We start from the raw sequence: 15,619 nt of genomic DNA, 5'->3' as shown, positions 1-15,619 counted from the left end.
CGTGACGGCGGCGTTTGTGCACGCACGCATCACGGCGGTGAATACAGCGCAACCGCTGTTCATCGCGAGCGCGTTTTACGCAGCGGCCTCACCCGGACTCAACCGTCCTGCGCGTAGGTTGTCCGGACCGGCGTCACTGAGATGCCGGCTTCCCCCCATACAGGAGAGGCAAAGATGAGCGACGTCAAAAAGGACCACAACATCGGTGCAGGTTCGGGCGCCGTGGCCGGTGCGATTTCCGGCGCAGCGATCGGTGCCGCCGGCGGTCCCGCTGGTAGCGCGATCGGTGCGGTGGTCGGCGGCATCGTCGGTGCCAAGGCTGGTGATTCGATCGCCGAAGCCGTGAACCCGACCGGTTACAGCGATCATTTCCGCAAGGAATACACCGCTGCGCCGTACTACATCAGCGGCAGCGAATGGCGCGACTACGAGCCGGCCTACAAGTACGGCTACGACACCTATGGCCAGTACCGCGGCAAGAAGTTCGACGATGTCGAAGCGGACCTGGAGCGCAACTGGGAATCCACGCGCGCCAATTCGCGCCTGGCATGGGGCGATGCCCGCCAGGCCGTGCGTGATGGCTGGCACTACATCGAGCGCGCGATGCCGGGCGACGCCGACCGCGACGGTCAGTAAGTCCGACAGCGCCGGCGCGGCACAGGCGCGCAGTCACTGCGTGCCCGCCGCGCCGCACCGATGTCACCGACGCTCCGGAGCCCTCGCGGCTCCGGAGCGTTTCCTGTTCTGGTGGTCCGTGCCCGGTGGCCCGTGCTTCGACCCCACGTGAGGCAGCCGTGCACGCTCCGGTCCCGGATGCCGGCCTCCACCTTTAGACAGTCGTGTTTCGACCGTCCGTGCGGCCTGGAGTAGGATTCCCATCCCCCGCACAGGAAAGTGCCTGCATGGCCGTCCCCCCCAAGCCGTCCCGCGACCAGGCCGAAGCCGCGGTGCGTACCCTGCTGGCCTGGGCCGGCGACGACCCCACCCGCGAAGGCCTGCTCGACACGCCCAAGCGCGTGGTCACCGCCTACGGCGACTGGTTCAGCGGCTATGGCGCCGACCCGTCCGACTACCTCAAGCGCACCTTCGAGGAAGTCGAGGGATACGACGAGATGATCGTGCTGCGGGACATCGAGTTCGAGAGCCACTGCGAGCACCACATGGCGCCGATCATCGGCAAGGCGCACGTGGGCTACCTGCCCGACGGCAAGGTGGTGGGCATCAGCAAGCTGGCGCGCGTGGTGGAAACCTATGCCCGCCGGCTGCAGGTGCAGGAGAAGCTCACCGCCCAGATCGCACAGGTCATCCAGGACGTGCTGCAGCCGCGCGGCGTGGGCGTGGTCGTGGAAGGCGCGCACGAATGCATGACCACGCGCGGCGTGCACAAGCGCGGCGTGAGCATGATCACCTCCAAGATGCTGGGCAGCTTCCGCGAGGACGCCCGCACGCGCGCGGAGTTCCTGCAGTTCATCGACGTCGGCCCGGGCCGCTGAGCCGGCGTCGGCACGCGGCCTGATCGCGTGCCGCCGGGTCAGGCCGTCGCGTGACCGGGCGTCGACCGGCGCGGCATGCCACCCGCCGAAGGTGGCGGTGGAAGGCCGCCGTCACCCCGCGCGAACGCCCTCAACCCCGCAGCAGCTCGACGATGCTCGCCGCCGCCTCGCGCCCTTCGAAGGCCGCGGTGACCACCAGGTCGGCGCCGCGCACCGCGTCGCCGCCGGCGAATATTCTCGGGTGGGCGGTCTGGTAGGGCAGGCGCACCGGGTGGGCGGGCTCCGGCGCCCGGACCCGCGACGCACAGCCGCTGCGCGGCGCGCCGACTTCGATCCGGCCGTCGCCCTGCAGTCCGATCCCCAGTCCGTCCAGCCACCGCGGCGGATCGGGCTGGAAACCGAACGCGATGATGACCACGTCGGCGGCCAGCACCGATTCGCTGCCCGCCACCACCTGCGCATTGCGCCGCCCGCGTGCATCGGGTTCGCCGAGCACGGTGTCGGCCACGCGCACGCCGCGCACGCGCTCCTCGCCGACCAGCGCCAGCGGCTGCCGGTTGAACAGGAACTCCACGCCTTCCTCGCGCGCGTTGGCCACTTCACGCGCCGAGCCCGGCATGTTCGCCTCATCGCGCCGGTACACGCAGCTCACCCGCGCCGCACCCAGCCGCACCGCGCTGCGCACGCAGTCCATCCCGGTGTCGCCGCCGCCCAGCACGACCACCCGCTGGCCGCGCAGGTCCGGCAGCGCGACATGGTCTTCCCAGCCTGCAATCGGCCGGCCCGCCGGGTCGGCATCGCCGCCATGCACGATGCGCCCGTTGTGGACCAGGAACGGCAGGGCCGGCAGCACGTTGCCCAGGTCCTGCCCGGGCAGGCCGCCGTCGGTGTAGCGGTAGCTGCCCAGGCCCAGGAAGACGGCGTCGAATTCGTCCAGCAACGCGTCCATTGAAACGTCGCGACCGACCTCGATGCCCAGGCGGAACTCCACGCCCATCTGCTCCAGGATTTTGTGGCGCGTGCGCAGCACCGTCTTGTCGAGCTTGAAGCTGGGAATGCCGAAGTGCAGCAGCCCGCCGATCGCCTCGTAGCGGTCGAACACGGTGGCCGCCACGCCCGCGCGTACCAGCCGGTCCGCGCACGACAGGCCCGCCGGCCCGGCGCCGATCACCGCCACGCGGCGCCCGGTGGCCACCACCGCCGACAGGTCCGGACGCCATCCCTGCGCAAGCGCGGCGTCGACGATGTACTTCTCCACCGCGCCGATGGTCACCGCGCCGAAGCCGTCGTTGAGCGTGCAGCTGCCTTCGCACAGGCGGTCCTGCGGACATACGCGCCCACAGATCTCCGGCAGCGGATTGGTTTCGTGGCACAGCGTGGCCGCCTCCTCCAGGCGGCCTTCGCGGGCCATCTCCAGCCACTGCGGGATGTAGTTGTGCAGCGGACACTTCCACGCGCAATAGGGGTTGCCGCAGTCGAGGCAGCGGCCGGCCTGGTGGCGCGCCTGGGCGTGGTCGAACTGGCCGTACAGCTCGCCCCAGTCGCCATCGCGGCGCAGCGCGAGCGGGATGCGCGCCGGCATCTGGCGTGGCTGCTCGCGGAACAGGAAGGCCGGCTTGGTGGAGGACTTCTTCGTTTCCATCTTGCTCATCAGGACCTCAGCGATTCCACCAGACCATGATTGCCATCCACCGGATGCGGAATCCCCTTGCCAAGGGGACGCTCGCAACGGGCGGCGATTTGAAGCGCACGGTGGCGCCCGGGATCTGCATCGCCAATCCTGGGCAGGGTCGGGCGCAGTCCGACCATCACGCGGCACGCCGCAGCGTTTCGGCGAGCGCTTCCAGGCTGGCGGCCTTGGGCTTGACCAGCCAGAACTTGCCCAGGAAGTCGCGCATCTCCTCGACGATGCGCCGCGCCCACGCGCTGCCCGTGTGCTCGACGTGCGCCAGCAGCAGGTCGCGCAGGTGGGAGCGGTAGTTCTCCAGCCCGTCGCCGGCGATGCGCGCGATGTCGATCAGTTCGTGGTTGTAGTGGTCGACGAAGTCGCGCTCCAGGTCCAGCACGTACGCCAGCCCGCCGGTGAAGCCCGCCCCGAAGTTCAGGCCGGTGCGGCCCAGCACCACCACGACGCCGCCGGTCATGTATTCGCAGCAATGGTCGCCGGCGCCTTCCACCACGGCCACGGCGCCGGAATTGCGCACCGCGAAGCGCTCGCCGGCGCGGCCGGCCGCGTAGAGCTCGCCGCCGGTCGCGCCGTAGAGACAGGTGTTGCCCAGGATGGGGGCCTCGTGGGTGGCGTAGCGCGCCTGCGCGGAGGGACGCAGCACGATGCGGCCGCCGGCCATGCCCTTGCCGACGTAATCGTTGGCCTCGCCGGTGAGGTCGAACTGCAGGCCGCCGGCCAGAAAGGCGCCGAAGCTCTGTCCCGCCACGCCGCGCAGGCGCACGGTGATGGGCGCGTCCTGCATGCCGTGGTCGCCGTGCAGGCGCGCGACCTGGCCGGACAGGCGCGCGCCGATGCTGCGGTCGGTGTTGCCGATCACGTCCTCGAACACGCCGCCGCTCTGCTGCGCGATGGCGGTTGCCAGGGCCGTGTCCAGGCGCGCGGCCAGGCCCGCCGGTGGCGCGGCCAGTGCCGGCGTCCCGCAGCCACCCACACCCAGTCCATCGCCCGCGCCGGCGTCGGCCAGCAAGGGCGCCAGGTCGAGCTCGCGGCCGCGCACACTGCCCTGCGGCGCGCACGCCAGCAATCCGGTGCGGCCGACGATCTCGCCGATCGAGCGCGCGCCCAGCAGCGCCAGCCATTCACGCACTTCCTCCGCCAGCAGCCGGAAGAAGTTCTCCACGCGCTCGGGCAGGCCGGTGTAGTGCTCGCGACGCAGTGCCTCGTCCTGCGTGGCCACGCCGGTGGCGCAGTTGTTGAGGTGGCAGATGCGCAGGTACTTGCAGCCCAGCGCGATCATCGGCGCGGTGCCGAAGCCGAAGCTCTCCGCGCCGAGCAGGGCGGCCTTGATGACGTCCAGTCCGCTCTTGAGTCCGCCGTCGGCCTGCAGGGTGACGCGCTCGCGCAGGCCGTTGGCCAGCAGCGCCTGCCGCGCCTCGGCCAGGCCCAGTTCCCAGGGCGTGCCGGCGTAGCGGATCGACGAGAGCGGACTGGCGCCGGTCCCGCCGTCGTGACCGGAGATGGTGACCATGTCGGCACCGGCCTTCACCACGCCCGTCGCGATCGTGCCCACGCCGGCGTGCGAGACCAGCTTCACCGACACGCGCGCGGCCGGGTTGACCTCGCGCAGGTCGTGGATCAGCTGGGCGAGGTCCTCGATCGAATAGATGTCGTGGTGCGGCGGCGGCGAGATCAGGCCGATCCCCGGCATCGCATGGCGCAGGCGCGCGATCAGCGCGTTGACCTTGTGGCCGGGCAACTGGCCGCCCTCGCCGGGCTTGGCGCCCTGCGCGATCTTGATCTGCAGCACCTGGGCGTTGACCAGGTAATGCGGGGTGACGCCGAAACGGCCGGAGGCGACCTGCTTGATCTTCGACATGCGCTCGGTGCCATGGCGCTGCGGATCCTCGCCGCCTTCGCCCGAATTGCTGCGCCCGCCGAGCCGGTTCATCGCGATGGCCAGCGCTTCGTGGGCCTCGGGTGACAGCGCGCCCAGGCTCATCGCCGCGGTGTCGAAGCGGCGCACGATGGCTTCCACCGGTTCGACCTCCTCCAGCGGCAGGGGCGCCGGCGCGGCGCGCAGCTCGAGCAGGTCGCGCAGCGCGGCGACGGGGCGCTCGTTGACGGCCCGCGCGTAGGCCTGCCAGTCCTCGCGCGCGCCACTGGCGGCGGCGCGCTGCAGCCGCGTCACCACGTCCGGATTGAACTGGTGGTACTCGCCGCCGGGCACGTAGCGCAGCAGTCCGCCGATGTCCGGCAGCGCGTTGGCGTTCCAGGCGTGCGCGGCCAGTTGCGCGGCGTCGGCCTGCAGCGCGTCGAAGCCCGCGCCGCCGATGCGCGCCGGCGTGCCGGTGAAGCACAGCGCGACCACCTCGGGATCCAGGCCGACGATCTCGAACAGCTGGGCCCCGCGATAGCTGCCCACCGTGCTGATGCCCATCTTCGACAGGATCTTCAGCAGGCCCTTCTTCACTCCGCGCCGGTAGCTGCGGCCGATCTGCGCCACCTCGCCGTGGCGCGTCTTGAGGATCCCGCGAACCCCCAGCTCGTGCAGGGTCTGGTAGGCCAGGTACGGATAGACCGCCGTCGCGCCGCAGCCGATCAGGCAGGCGAAGTGGTGCGGATCGCGCGCGGTGCCGGTCTCCACCACCAGGTTGGCGGCGCAGCGCAGGCCGGTGCGGATCAGGTGCTGGTGGATCGCGCCGGTGGCCAGCAGCGCGTGCGCCACGAGGCGGTCGCGGCGCGGATAGCGGTCGCTGATCAGCAGCAGCAGCGCGCCGCCGCGCACTGCCTGTTCGGCCTGCGCGCACAGGCGCCGCAGCGCGGCGTGCAGCCCTTCGGCCGGATCGAAGTCGAGGTCGATCTGCACATGCGCGTCGACGAAGGGCGGCATCGCCAGCAGCTGGCGCAACTTGCGCTGCGACAGCACGGGCGAGTTGAGCATCACGTGGTGCACGCCGTCCGGGCCATCCTCCAGCAGGTTGCCCTCGCGGCCCAGTTGCGTGGCCAGCGACATCACGCAGTCCTCGCGCAACGGATCGATGGGCGGGTTGGTCACCTGCGCGAAGGCCTGGCGGAAGCAGTCGTACAGCGGCCGCACCTGCTGCGACAACGCCGCCATCGGCACGTCGTCGCCCATCGAGCCGATGGCTTCCTGCTCGGTTTCCGCCAGCGGCCGCAACACGCCCTCGCGTTCCTCGCGGGTGAGCTGGAACAGCTTCTGGAAGCAGGCCAGCGTCTGCGCATCGAACGGCTCGGCGGCCAGGCTGGGATCGATCAGCTCACTGTGCAGGTAGGTCATGCCCTGCTTGAGCCAGGCCTTGTACGGCGCGCGCGCCCGGTTGACCGCGTCGATGGCCTCGCTGTCGAGCAGCTGGCCGGTCTGCAGGTCCACGGCGATCATCTCGCCGGGGCCGAGCTTGCCCTTGGCCTCGACCTCGCCGTCGTCGATGGAAAACACGCCGGCTTCCGAGGCGATCATGAAATGGCGGTCGGCCGTGCGCAGCCAGCGCGCCGGCCGCAGCCCGTTGCGGTCGAGCGTGCAGGCGGCGAAGCGCGCGTCGGTAACGACGATGCCGGCCGGCCCGTCCCAGGGTTCGGAGTTGATCGCGTAGTAGTCGTAGAACGCCGCCAGGTCGGCATCGCGGTATTCCAGCGACTGCGTGGCCGGCGGGATCAGGATGCGCAGGGCCTTGAGCAGGTCCATGCCGCCGGCCTGCATCAGCTCGAGCATGCTGTCGAGCGACTGCGAATCGGAGCCATCCATTTCGATGACCGGGTCGAACTCGCTGGGGTCGAGCGCATGCGCCGCGCCGGCCGGCGTGCGCCACACGTGCGCGCGGGCCCGGGCCCACGCCCGGTTGCCGGCGATGGTGTTGATCTCGCCGTTGTGCGCCAGCAGGCGGAAGGGCTGGGCGAGCGGCCAGCGCGGCGCCGAGTTGGTCGAGAAGCGCTGGTGGAACACCACCGCGCTGCTGGCCAGCTCCGGGCGCTGCAGGTCGGGATAGAACTGGGCCAGCCGCTCGGGCAGGACCATGCCTTTGTAGCCGATCGCGTGCGCGCACAGGCTGACCACGTGGACCTCCTCGCACGCCGCGCCGGGCCGCGCGCGCAGACGCTGTTCCGCGCGTCGCCGGCCCAGGTAGAGCGCGTGCGCGAAGCCCTCCGGCGAGGGGCGTGCGCCGTCGATGTCCAGGGCGGGCACGACGAAGACCTGTTCGATGCGCGGCAGCGTGGAGCGCGCGCGTTCGCCGCAGGCGGCCGGGTCCACCGGCACGCTGCGCCAGCCCGCCACCGCCAGGCCGACCTCGCGCAGCGCCTGCGCGAACAGTTCGCGCACCGGCGCGGCCGCATCGTCCTCGTGCGGCAGGAACACCAGGCCCGCCGCATGCATCGGTCCCAGCGCGATGCCCGCCTCGCCGGCCAGCGCGCGCAGCCAGGCTTCGGGCCGGCGGATCAGCAGGCCGCAGCCGTCGCCGCTCAGACCGTCGGCCGCCAGCCCGCCGCGATGGGTCATGCGCACCAGTGCGTCGAGCGCGCGCGAAACCACGGTCGCCGAAGGCACGTCATCGAGCTGCGCGATGAGGCCGAAGCCGCAACAGTCCCGCTCGTCGCGGGGGTCGTACAGGCCTTGCTGCGGGCCCGGGCGGGGGCGCTGGTCCATGGCGTGCCTCGAAGGTGGCGGCGGACGGTGCGAAGCGGTGGTGCACGAGCGATGCGGCGGGCGCGCGGACGCTTCGCCGTGCGCCGCCCCAGGCGGGGCGACCGGCGAAAAAATCAGCGGGTTGACCCGAATAAAGCACAGATTGTGCGCTGCGGCAAATGACTTTTCGCGCCGCTAAGTGGTTGAAATCGAAACCATTTCTAGAGCTTCAACTTCAATCGTCCCGGCCGTGGCCGCAGGCGGGTACGCAGCGCCGGCACATGCCGCTGATGCGTACGCCGCTACACTGATTTCCCCACTGCAAAGAATGATCCCCGTGACCGGACCGCATCACGGCGCGCGCAAGGCTGCGCTGATTTTCATCTTCGTCACCGTCCTGATCGACGTGCTCGCGTTCGGCCTGATCATCCCGGTGCTGCCCAAGCTGGTGGAACAGTTCGTGGGCGGCGACACCGGCACGGCCGCGCACTGGATCGGCTGGTTCGGTTTCATGTTCTCGCTGATCCAGTTCGTCGCCGCGCCGATCCAGGGCACGCTGTCGGACCGCTACGGCCGCCGGCCGGTGATCCTGCTGTCCTGCCTGGGGCTGGGCATCGATTTCATCTTCATGGCGCTGGCCAGTTCGCTGCCGTGGCTGTTCGTCGGCCGCGTCATCTCGGCGATCACCTCGGCCAGCTTCACCACCGCCAATGCCTACATCGCCGACATCACCGCGCCGGACAAGCGCGCGCAGGCCTTCGGCATGATCGGCGCGGCCTTCGGGCTGGGCTTCATCCTGGGGCCGGTAATGGGCGGATGGCTGGGCAGCATCGACCTGCGCTGGCCGTTCTGGGGCGCGGCGATCCTGGCCCTGTGCAACTTCGCCTACGGCTGGTTCGTGCTGCCCGAGTCGCTGACCCCCGAACACCGCGCCGAGCGCTTCGACTGGGCGCACGCCAATCCGCTGGGCTCGCTCAAGCTGCTGCGCAGTTTCCCGCAGGTGTGGGGGCTGGCGATGGTGGTGTTCCTGATCAACCTGGCGCACTTCGTCTATCCGAACGTGTTCGTGCTGTTCGCCGGCTACCGCTTCCAGTGGGGGCCGTGGGAAGTCGGCCTGGTGCTGGGCGCGGTGGGCGTGTGCGCGGTGATCGTGCAGGCCGGCCTGGTGAAGCACGCGGTGGCCGCGTGGGGCGAGCGCCGCGCGCTGCTGTTCGGCCTGGGCTGCGGCGTCGTGGGCTTCGCGATCTACGGCTGGGCGCCGACGGGGCTGCTGTTCCTGGTGGGCATCCCGATCATGGCCTTCTGGGGTTTCGCCATGCCGTCGGCGCAGGCGCTGGTGACCCGGCAGGTCGGCCCGAAAGTGCAGGGCCGCGTGCAGGGTGCGCTGAGCAGCCTGATGAGCCTGGCCGGCATCACCGCGCCGCACTTCTATACGGCGATCTTCGCCTGGGCGATCGCGCCGTCGACGCCGTTCCGGCAACCGGGCGCGCCGTTCTGGGCCGCGGGCCTGGTGCTGGCCATCGCGCTGGGCGTGGCCTGGCGTTTCGCGCGCGCCCGCCCGCCGGTGGAGGCGGCCGTAAGCGAAGCGGCCTGAGGATTGCGATGCGGATGCTTCACGGCACGCGGCGGAGACTGCGGTCAGGCATCACGTAAGGAGAGCGCGCCATGGCCCGATGCGACGTGTGCGGCAACGACTACGACAAGGCCTTCAGCATCCAGGGCCCCCGAGGGTCGGGCACGTTCGATTCGTTCGAGTGCGCGATCCATGCCCTGGCGCCCGTCTGTGCGCACTGCCGCTGCCGGATCATCGGACACGGGGCCGAGCACGACGGCGTCTTCTATTGCTGCGCGCATTGCGCCCGCCATGCCGGGGTCGACGGGCTCGACGACCGCATCTGAGCTGCGCATCACGCGGGCGGCCGCAGCGGCCGCCCGGGTCAGAAGGCCAGCTGGCTGACGTGTTCGGCCTGCAGCGGGAACACCGCCCAGAACGGCTTGCCCTGGTCGCCCCAACTGGCCGCGGCCTCGTTGAGCACGTCGAGCAGGGTGGCGAAGTTGTCGTCATCGGCCTCGCGCCACGCATCGGCGTGTTCGAGCAACAGCAGGTAGCCGTCGGCCGGCAACCACGACATGTCGCCCAGGCTGTCGGCCAGCGCGTCGAAATTCGCGCCGAACCAGCCCGGGAACCGCAGGCCGCGCGCGATCGCGCCCAGTGCCGCGGCCTTGTCGGCGCAGCCGTCCAGCTCGATGCGCGCCACGGCGAATTCCAGGCCGTCGGCAGCTTCGGCCAATGCCTGCGCATCCTGTGCGTCAACGAAGTACGCACCGCCCTGGCCCGGGTCGGTCAGCACCTGGCGCACGTCAACGGCCGTCATGGCGAGACCTCGAATCGGCGGAAACTGCGGTAGTGATCATCGGTGTACCAGTACTCCATCGGGGGCTGGCCGCCGGTGACGATGCGGCGGGCGCCGCGATCATCCGAACCGGGCGCGGCCACCGTGTATTCGCGGTAGTAACCGCGCGGCTGCTGGGGCAGCTGCCGTTCGCGGTTCTGGAACACGCCGCCGTCCTGGCGGTATTCGAAGGGTCCGCCCTGCGCGATCTGGTCCAGGACCCGATGCGCCTGCGGTGGGAGGAAGGCCGGGTAACGCGCGCGGCTGGGCAGTGCCGCCTCGGCGCGGGCGTCGGCCACCGCCGGGCCACCGGCTTGGGACTGCGTTGCCGCCGGCGCACCCGGGGCGGGCAGGCGCGGCGACGAGCCGGACCAGAGCCACAGGCCCAGCAGCACGAACCCGGCAATGACCCAGAGATGGCGGCGCATGCCACTCCTCACGCAAGGATGATGCCAGCCGATGGACTTCCCCCGAGGCCCGCGCCCCGCGCGCCCCGGTGATCGCGGGGAGCCTGATTTTCAGGCTCCATGTCCGGATCCCGGTCCACGCGCTGCGCGCCCTGCTGCGGGCGTGGGTCGCGCAGGATGGACGCGTCGCGTCACCGTGCGTCACCCGCAGCGGACATTGGTGACCGTGTTGCCCTCGTTGACGTCGATGTTCAACCGGCTGGAGTGGTACTCCATGGTCACCACCTGGCCGGGCTTGAGCGTGCGCACCAGCTGCGCGCCGGCGGCCAGCCGCGCCTTCTCGACCACGTCCGGCGTGGCCACCTGGCCGACGACGATGCGCGCGGCGTCCGCATTGCAGCTGGCCTGGGGCGGCGTGGGGCTGGGCTGGGTCGGCGGTGCGGGATCGGCCGCGGGCGGCGGCGTCCCGGCCTCGGATCCGGCCGTGGCGCAGGCGGCCAGGCAGACAGTGAGCAAGGCGGTGGACAGCGCGCGTCGGATCATGGGTCGGCTCCGTTCGGGGAGCCGGCAGTGTGCCCGCGGCCGTGTTCGCGACGGGTCAAAGGGCGACCCGTCCGCGCCATCCACGGGCCGGCGCGTCGCCGAACCGCGGGTCAGGGCGTGCGCGCGGCCGTGGCCGTGGCCGCGGCTTGCTGGCGGGCATGATCCTGCCGCTCGAACTCACGCACCACCAGCGGCGCCAGCGCCGTGGTGAACCGCCGCGCGTCGGCATGGGTCAGGTGCGACCACTCCGGCAGCTCCAGGCCCTGCAGCGCGCGATGGTCCTCGAAGTGGATGCCCGGCGCGCCGGTCCGCTGCAGGAGCAGGTCCCAGGTCTGCGCGCGCGGCAGCGCCGCCTGCTCGAACGCGTAGTAAGCGCCGTCACTGGGCGGCCGCACGAACACCACCGGCACGCCGCGCGCGCGCAGGACGGCGACGGCCTTGGCGGCGCGATCGACCTGCGCGCCGAACAACGCGGCCCGGCCCTCGGGCGTGCGCATCGGCGGTGGAGGCGGGCCGGTGAAATGCTGCGCCCAGATGCTCTGCGCCAGCGCGCGGTATTGCGCGTCGGTCTCGACCTTGCTCCACAGGTGGGTGTCGCGGTCCGCGCCCAGCACCATCAGCTTGCGCACGTCCATGTGGCGGCGCAGCTCCGGTCGCAGCGGCCACCAGGGCTGGCGCTCCAGCACCGTGGGCAACGCGAAGTCGGGGTCGTAGAACGCGAAGTACGGTTCCAGTGCGTGCTTGGACAGCCAGTGCCCGATGCGCTGCGACGGCCCCTGCTGGTGGTAGTGCTTGATGGCTGCGCCGCGGTAGGCGAAGCCGCTGAAGAACAGGTCGGGCGCCACGCCCACGAGCAGTCGCCCGGTGAACGCGGGATCGGCCGCCAGGTCCTCGAGCACCGGCACCGGCGTGGTGCCTTCCAGCGCGAGCTGGATGGGCCGTTCGCCGGTGGCCGCCTGCCACTGGTCCAGCTGCACGTCGAACAGCACCCGCGACGAACCGATCAGCACGGTGCGGTCGCCTTCACCGGTGGCGATACGCCGCCGCTGTTCGGCCCAGGCGCCATTGCTGTTCCGGTAGCCCGGCTGCGCCCCGAACTGGCGCCACTGGTTTTCCCACGCCGCCATCAGGGCCAGGAACAGCAGCAGCGCACCGAGCAGGATGCGGCCCCAGGGCTGCGGGGGGATGTCGCGCTCGGGCACGGGCTGGGCGACGCCGGGCCGGTCCGATGCCGTCAGGCGTACGAAACCCGGCCGTTCGAACAGGCTTGCGCCCGGCGCGGCCACGCCGTCGGCCGCGATCACGCCCGGCGCGGTGGGGGCGAGGATGGCGTCAGAACTGGAAATAGATGAAGGCATTGCCCGCCCCCTGTGTGGCCGCGATCGCGAACGCCATGCCGCCCAGCGCGGCGGCGAGCGGCACCGGGTGGCGCCGCGCGAGCATCGATTCGAGTGTGGAAGTGCGCATCAGCCAGTGCGCGATGACCAGGCCGGCGACGATCAGGGCGACCATCGTCAGCGCCGGGGTATCCAGGATCGGTTCGGCCGCGCCGTTCGCGCCGGCCATGCCGCGCAGCACCGACCAGGCCTGGCCGAAATCCTGCGCGCGGAAGAACACCCAGGTCACATTGATCAGCGTGTAGGTGAGCAGGCCCAGCAGGAACAGCGCGAACGGGCCGGGCCTCCAGTGCCCCCACCGCGCGCGCAGCATCCGCTCGCCGGCCAGGTATAGCCCGTGCAGGCCGCCCCACACGACGAAGGTCCAGCTCGCGCCGTGCCACAGGCCGCCCAGCAGCATCGTCGCCATCAGTGCGAAGTAGGTGCGCGACACGCCGTGGCGGTTGCCGCCCAGCGGTATGTAGAGATAGTCGCGCAGCCAGGCCGACAGGGTGATGTGCCAGCGCCGCCAGAAATCCGAGAAGCCCACGGCCGCGTAGGGGAAGCGGAAGTTGTCGGGCATCGCGAAGCCCAGGCACATCGCCGCGCCGATCGCGGTGGTCGAATAGCCCGCGAAGTCGCAGAAGATCTGCCCGCTGAAGGCCAGCGTGCCCATCCATGCATCCAGCGTGCCCGGCACGACGGCAGCGTTGTCATAGACCGCCTCCGCCGCGGGCGCCAGGAAGCCGTCGGCGAGCACGACCTTCTGGAACAGCCCCAGCACCATCAACGCCAGCCCGAACCGCAGCTGGTCCCCGGTCGCCTGCCGCGGGGTGGCGAACTGCGGCACCAGTTCGGTGGGACGCATGATCGGGCCGGCGACCAGGTGCGGGAAGAAGGTCACGAACAGCGCGTAGTCCAGCGCATTGCTGGCCGGGCGCGCGCGTCGCAGGTAGACGTCGAGCGTGTAGGACAGCGTGGCGAAGGTATAGAAGGAGATGCCCACGGGCAGCACGATGTCGAGCTTGGGCGGCTGGTAACCGATGCCCGCCGCGCCCATCAGCGCGGTGAAGTTCTCCATCAGGAAGCCGCCGTACTTGAAGTAGCCCAGCATGCCCAGGTTGACCACCACCGACAGCAGCATCCATGCCCGACGCCGGTGGGGCTCGACGGCGTCGGCCAGCTTCTTCGCCGCCCACCAGTCGACCACGGTCGAGATCCACAGCAGGATGACGAAGGGCGGATTCCACGCCGCATAGAAGAGGTAGCTGGCGATCAGCAGATTGACCTTCTTCGTCGTCCAGCCCAGCGGCAGGTGGTGCAGCACCAGCACGCAGGCAAAAAACACGATGAAGGTGAGGGAATTGAAGACCATGGGCGCACCGGCGCCGGCTGCGGGAGGCCGGCCACTAGCAGGGCAACGCGCAGACGGGCGGCCACCGGACAGCGGTGGCCCGGGAGTGTGGCTCGACGGCAATGCGCACGGAACCGCGCAACGGCCCTGATCAAGGCCGGCCGGCGCGCATGCCTCGATCAGCGCGAGAAAAAATCCCCCGTGCGGGGGAGCTGCCGGGCCGGTGTCGCGCCGGCGAACGGGCGGCTGGGCGAGGCACGCGGCGCCGCCCCGCGCGCTACACCTGGCCGGTCGCGTAGAACACGCCGATCACCACGAACACCGCCGCGGTCTTGATCAGGGTGATGGCGAACACGTCGCGGTATGCCTGGCGGTGGGTCAGGCCGGTAACGGCCAGCAGGGTGATCACCGCGCCGTTGTGCGGCAGCGTGTCCATGCCGCCCGACGCCATCGCCGCCACGCGGTGCAGCACGTCCATCGGGATGCCGGCGGCCTGCGCGTTGGCGATGAAACTGTCGGCCATCGCCGCCAGCGCGATGCTCATCCCGCCCGAGGCCGAGCCGGTGATCCCGGCCAGCGAAGTGACGGTCACCGCCTCGTTGAGCAGTGGATCGGGGATCGACGACAGCGCGTTGGCCACGACCAGGAATCCGGGCAACGCCGCAATGACCGCGCCGAAGCCGTATTCCGAGGCGGTGTTCATCGAGGCCAGCAACGCACCGCCGATGGCCTGCTTCGTGCCGTCGGCAAAGCGCGTGGCGACCGCTGTCCAGGCGCAGGCGAGCACGCAGGCGATGCCCACCAGCAGGGCGCCTTCCACGGCCCAGATCGCGGCCACCTTGGGCACTTCCTGCACGACGGGCGCTGCGGCGCCCATCACCGCCGGCACGAAGGAATGGCTGGTCCCGTACAGGCCGGGGATGAGCACGGTGAACAGCTTGTTGCTGACCCCGACCAGTACCAGCGGCAGCAGTGCGACCAGCGGATGCGCCAGCGCCGGGCCCGCGAACGGGGCCGGTTCGTTCACCAGCGCGGTCGGATCGCCGTAACCCTCGCCTGCGCGCCGCGCGACGCGACGCCGCCACTCCAGGTAGGTCAGTCCCAGCGTCAGGATGAAGACCGCGCCGACCGTGCCCAGCACCGGCGCGGCCCAGGCGGTGGTGCCGAAGAACGAGGTGGGGATGATGTTCTGGATCTGCGGCGTGCCCGGCAGCGCATCCATGGTGAAGGTGAAGGCGCCCAGCGCGATCGTGCCGGGGATCAGGCGCTTGGGAATGTCGCTCTGGCGGAACAGTTCGGCCGCGAAGGGATAGACCGCGAACACCACCACGAACAGCGACACGCCGCCGTAGGTGAGCAGCGCGCACACCGCCACGATTGACAGCATCGCGCGCTGCGCGCCGAACAGCCGGATCGTCGCGGCCACGATCGACTGCGAGAAACCCGACAGCTCGATCAGCTTGCCGAAGATCGCGCCGAGCAGGAAGACCGGGAAGTACAGCTTCAGGAACCCGACCATCTTGTCCATGAACAGGCCGGTGAACATCGGCGCCACCAGCGACGGGTCGGTCAGCAGCACCGCCCCCAGCGCCGCGACGGGCGCGAACAGGATGACGCTGTAGCCGCGATAGGCGACGAACATCAGGAAGCACAGCGCCGCCAGCACGATCAGGAAAGACATCCACACGCTCCATCGCCGGCCCGGGGCCGCCATTGCTGCCGCGAGTGTCCGCAAGCCGGACCCC

Annotated in this window: 12 protein-coding genes; 4 read left to right on the top strand and 8 right to left on the bottom strand. The window is 70.7% G+C overall.

Annotation, left to right across the window (positions count from 1 at the left end; genetic code table 11):
- Positions 1–174: 174 nt before the first annotated feature.
- A complete protein-coding gene (locus I8J32_RS17850; RefSeq protein WP_200614884.1) occupies positions 175–636 on the top strand; it encodes a hypothetical protein in 462 nt (153 codons plus the stop codon).
- 266 nt (positions 637–902) lie between these two features.
- The gene (gene folE / locus I8J32_RS04300) at positions 903–1,493 is read left to right on the top strand and encodes a GTP cyclohydrolase I FolE (RefSeq protein ID WP_200614885.1); all 591 of its coding nucleotides are present in this window, start codon (positions 903–905) and stop codon (positions 1,491–1,493) included.
- 130 nt (positions 1,494–1,623) lie between these two features.
- Here folE and I8J32_RS04295 read toward each other — a convergent pair whose 3' ends face one another.
- Both I8J32_RS04295 and gltB read right to left on the bottom strand, forming a co-directional pair.
- A complete protein-coding gene (locus tag I8J32_RS04295; protein ID WP_284691298.1) occupies positions 1,624–3,144 on the bottom strand; it encodes an FAD-dependent oxidoreductase in 1,521 nt (506 codons plus the stop codon).
- 157 nt (positions 3,145–3,301) lie between these two features.
- Positions 3,302–7,822, bottom strand: coding sequence for a glutamate synthase large subunit (gltB, locus tag I8J32_RS04290; RefSeq protein WP_200614886.1), 4,521 nt, complete (start codon positions 7,820–7,822; stop codon positions 3,302–3,304).
- A 307-nt stretch (positions 7,823–8,129) separates the two neighbouring features.
- On the opposite strand from gltB, the gene I8J32_RS04285 reads away from it, so the two are divergent.
- Positions 8,130–9,395, top strand: coding sequence for a TCR/Tet family MFS transporter (locus tag I8J32_RS04285; RefSeq protein ID WP_200614888.1), 1,266 nt, complete (start codon positions 8,130–8,132; stop codon positions 9,393–9,395).
- Between the two features lie 71 nt (positions 9,396–9,466).
- Positions 9,467–9,700: a hypothetical protein gene (locus tag I8J32_RS04280; protein WP_200614890.1), complete on the top strand. Its 234-nt coding sequence runs from the start codon at positions 9,467–9,469 to the stop codon at positions 9,698–9,700.
- 38 nt (positions 9,701–9,738) lie between these two features.
- Here I8J32_RS04280 and I8J32_RS04275 read toward each other — a convergent pair whose 3' ends face one another.
- From I8J32_RS04275 to I8J32_RS04250, 6 genes are all read right to left on the bottom strand, one after another.
- Complete coding sequence (locus I8J32_RS04275) at positions 9,739–10,176, bottom strand: barstar family protein (RefSeq protein WP_200614892.1); 438 nt, start codon at positions 10,174–10,176, stop codon at positions 9,739–9,741.
- Positions 10,173–10,622, bottom strand: coding sequence for a ribonuclease domain-containing protein (locus tag I8J32_RS04270; protein WP_200614893.1), 450 nt, complete (start codon positions 10,620–10,622; stop codon positions 10,173–10,175). The genes I8J32_RS04275 and I8J32_RS04270 overlap by 4 nt, the downstream gene beginning before the upstream one ends.
- A 180-nt stretch (positions 10,623–10,802) precedes the next feature.
- Complete coding sequence (locus I8J32_RS04265) at positions 10,803–11,144, bottom strand: I78 family peptidase inhibitor (protein ID WP_200614895.1); 342 nt, start codon at positions 11,142–11,144, stop codon at positions 10,803–10,805.
- A gap of 110 nt (positions 11,145–11,254) precedes the next feature.
- Positions 11,255–12,502 carry a hypothetical protein gene (locus I8J32_RS04260; RefSeq protein WP_245156411.1) on the bottom strand — a complete coding sequence of 416 codons (1,248 nt, stop codon included), beginning with the start codon at positions 12,500–12,502 and terminating at the stop codon, positions 11,255–11,257.
- Entirely contained in the window at positions 12,477–13,895 is a 1,419-nt protein-coding gene (locus I8J32_RS04255) for an MBOAT family O-acyltransferase (RefSeq protein WP_200614897.1), read from the bottom strand. The genes I8J32_RS04260 and I8J32_RS04255 overlap by 26 nt, the downstream gene beginning before the upstream one ends.
- Positions 13,896–14,151: 256 nt before the next feature.
- Positions 14,152–15,555, bottom strand: coding sequence for a GntP family permease (locus tag I8J32_RS04250; RefSeq protein ID WP_200614898.1), 1,404 nt, complete (start codon positions 15,553–15,555; stop codon positions 14,152–14,154).
- Positions 15,556–15,619: the final 64 nt, after the last annotated feature.

The sequence above is a fragment of the Lysobacter solisilvae genome, assembly GCF_016613535.2.
Lineage (GTDB): Bacteria > Pseudomonadota > Gammaproteobacteria > Xanthomonadales > Xanthomonadaceae > Agrilutibacter > Agrilutibacter solisilvae.
This window is presented reverse-complemented; position numbering and strand designations above follow the sequence as displayed.

Excerpts from the sequence above, each read along its gene's own strand:
- I8J32_RS17850 (WP_200614884.1), top strand. The coding sequence starts at position 175 with ATGAGCGACGTCAAAAAGGACCACAACATCGGTGCAGGTTCGGGCGCC.
- folE (WP_200614885.1), top strand. The coding sequence starts at position 903 with ATGGCCGTCCCCCCCAAGCCGTCCCGCGACCAGGCCGAAGCCGCGGTG.
- I8J32_RS04295 (WP_284691298.1), bottom strand. The coding sequence starts at position 3,144 with ATGAGCAAGATGGAAACGAAGAAGTCCTCCACCAAGCCGGCCTTCCTG.
- gltB (WP_200614886.1), bottom strand. The coding sequence starts at position 7,822 with ATGGACCAGCGCCCCCGCCCGGGCCCGCAGCAAGGCCTGTACGACCCC.
- I8J32_RS04285 (WP_200614888.1), top strand. The coding sequence starts at position 8,130 with ATGATCCCCGTGACCGGACCGCATCACGGCGCGCGCAAGGCTGCGCTG.
- I8J32_RS04280 (WP_200614890.1), top strand. The coding sequence starts at position 9,467 with ATGGCCCGATGCGACGTGTGCGGCAACGACTACGACAAGGCCTTCAGC.
- I8J32_RS04275 (WP_200614892.1), bottom strand. The coding sequence starts at position 10,176 with ATGACGGCCGTTGACGTGCGCCAGGTGCTGACCGACCCGGGCCAGGGC.
- I8J32_RS04270 (WP_200614893.1), bottom strand. The coding sequence starts at position 10,622 with ATGCGCCGCCATCTCTGGGTCATTGCCGGGTTCGTGCTGCTGGGCCTG.
- I8J32_RS04265 (WP_200614895.1), bottom strand. The coding sequence starts at position 11,144 with ATGATCCGACGCGCGCTGTCCACCGCCTTGCTCACTGTCTGCCTGGCC.
- I8J32_RS04260 (WP_245156411.1), bottom strand. The coding sequence starts at position 12,502 with ATGCCTTCATCTATTTCCAGTTCTGACGCCATCCTCGCCCCCACCGCG.
- I8J32_RS04255 (WP_200614897.1), bottom strand. The coding sequence starts at position 13,895 with ATGGTCTTCAATTCCCTCACCTTCATCGTGTTTTTTGCCTGCGTGCTG.
- I8J32_RS04250 (WP_200614898.1), bottom strand. The coding sequence starts at position 15,555 with ATGTCTTTCCTGATCGTGCTGGCGGCGCTGTGCTTCCTGATGTTCGTC.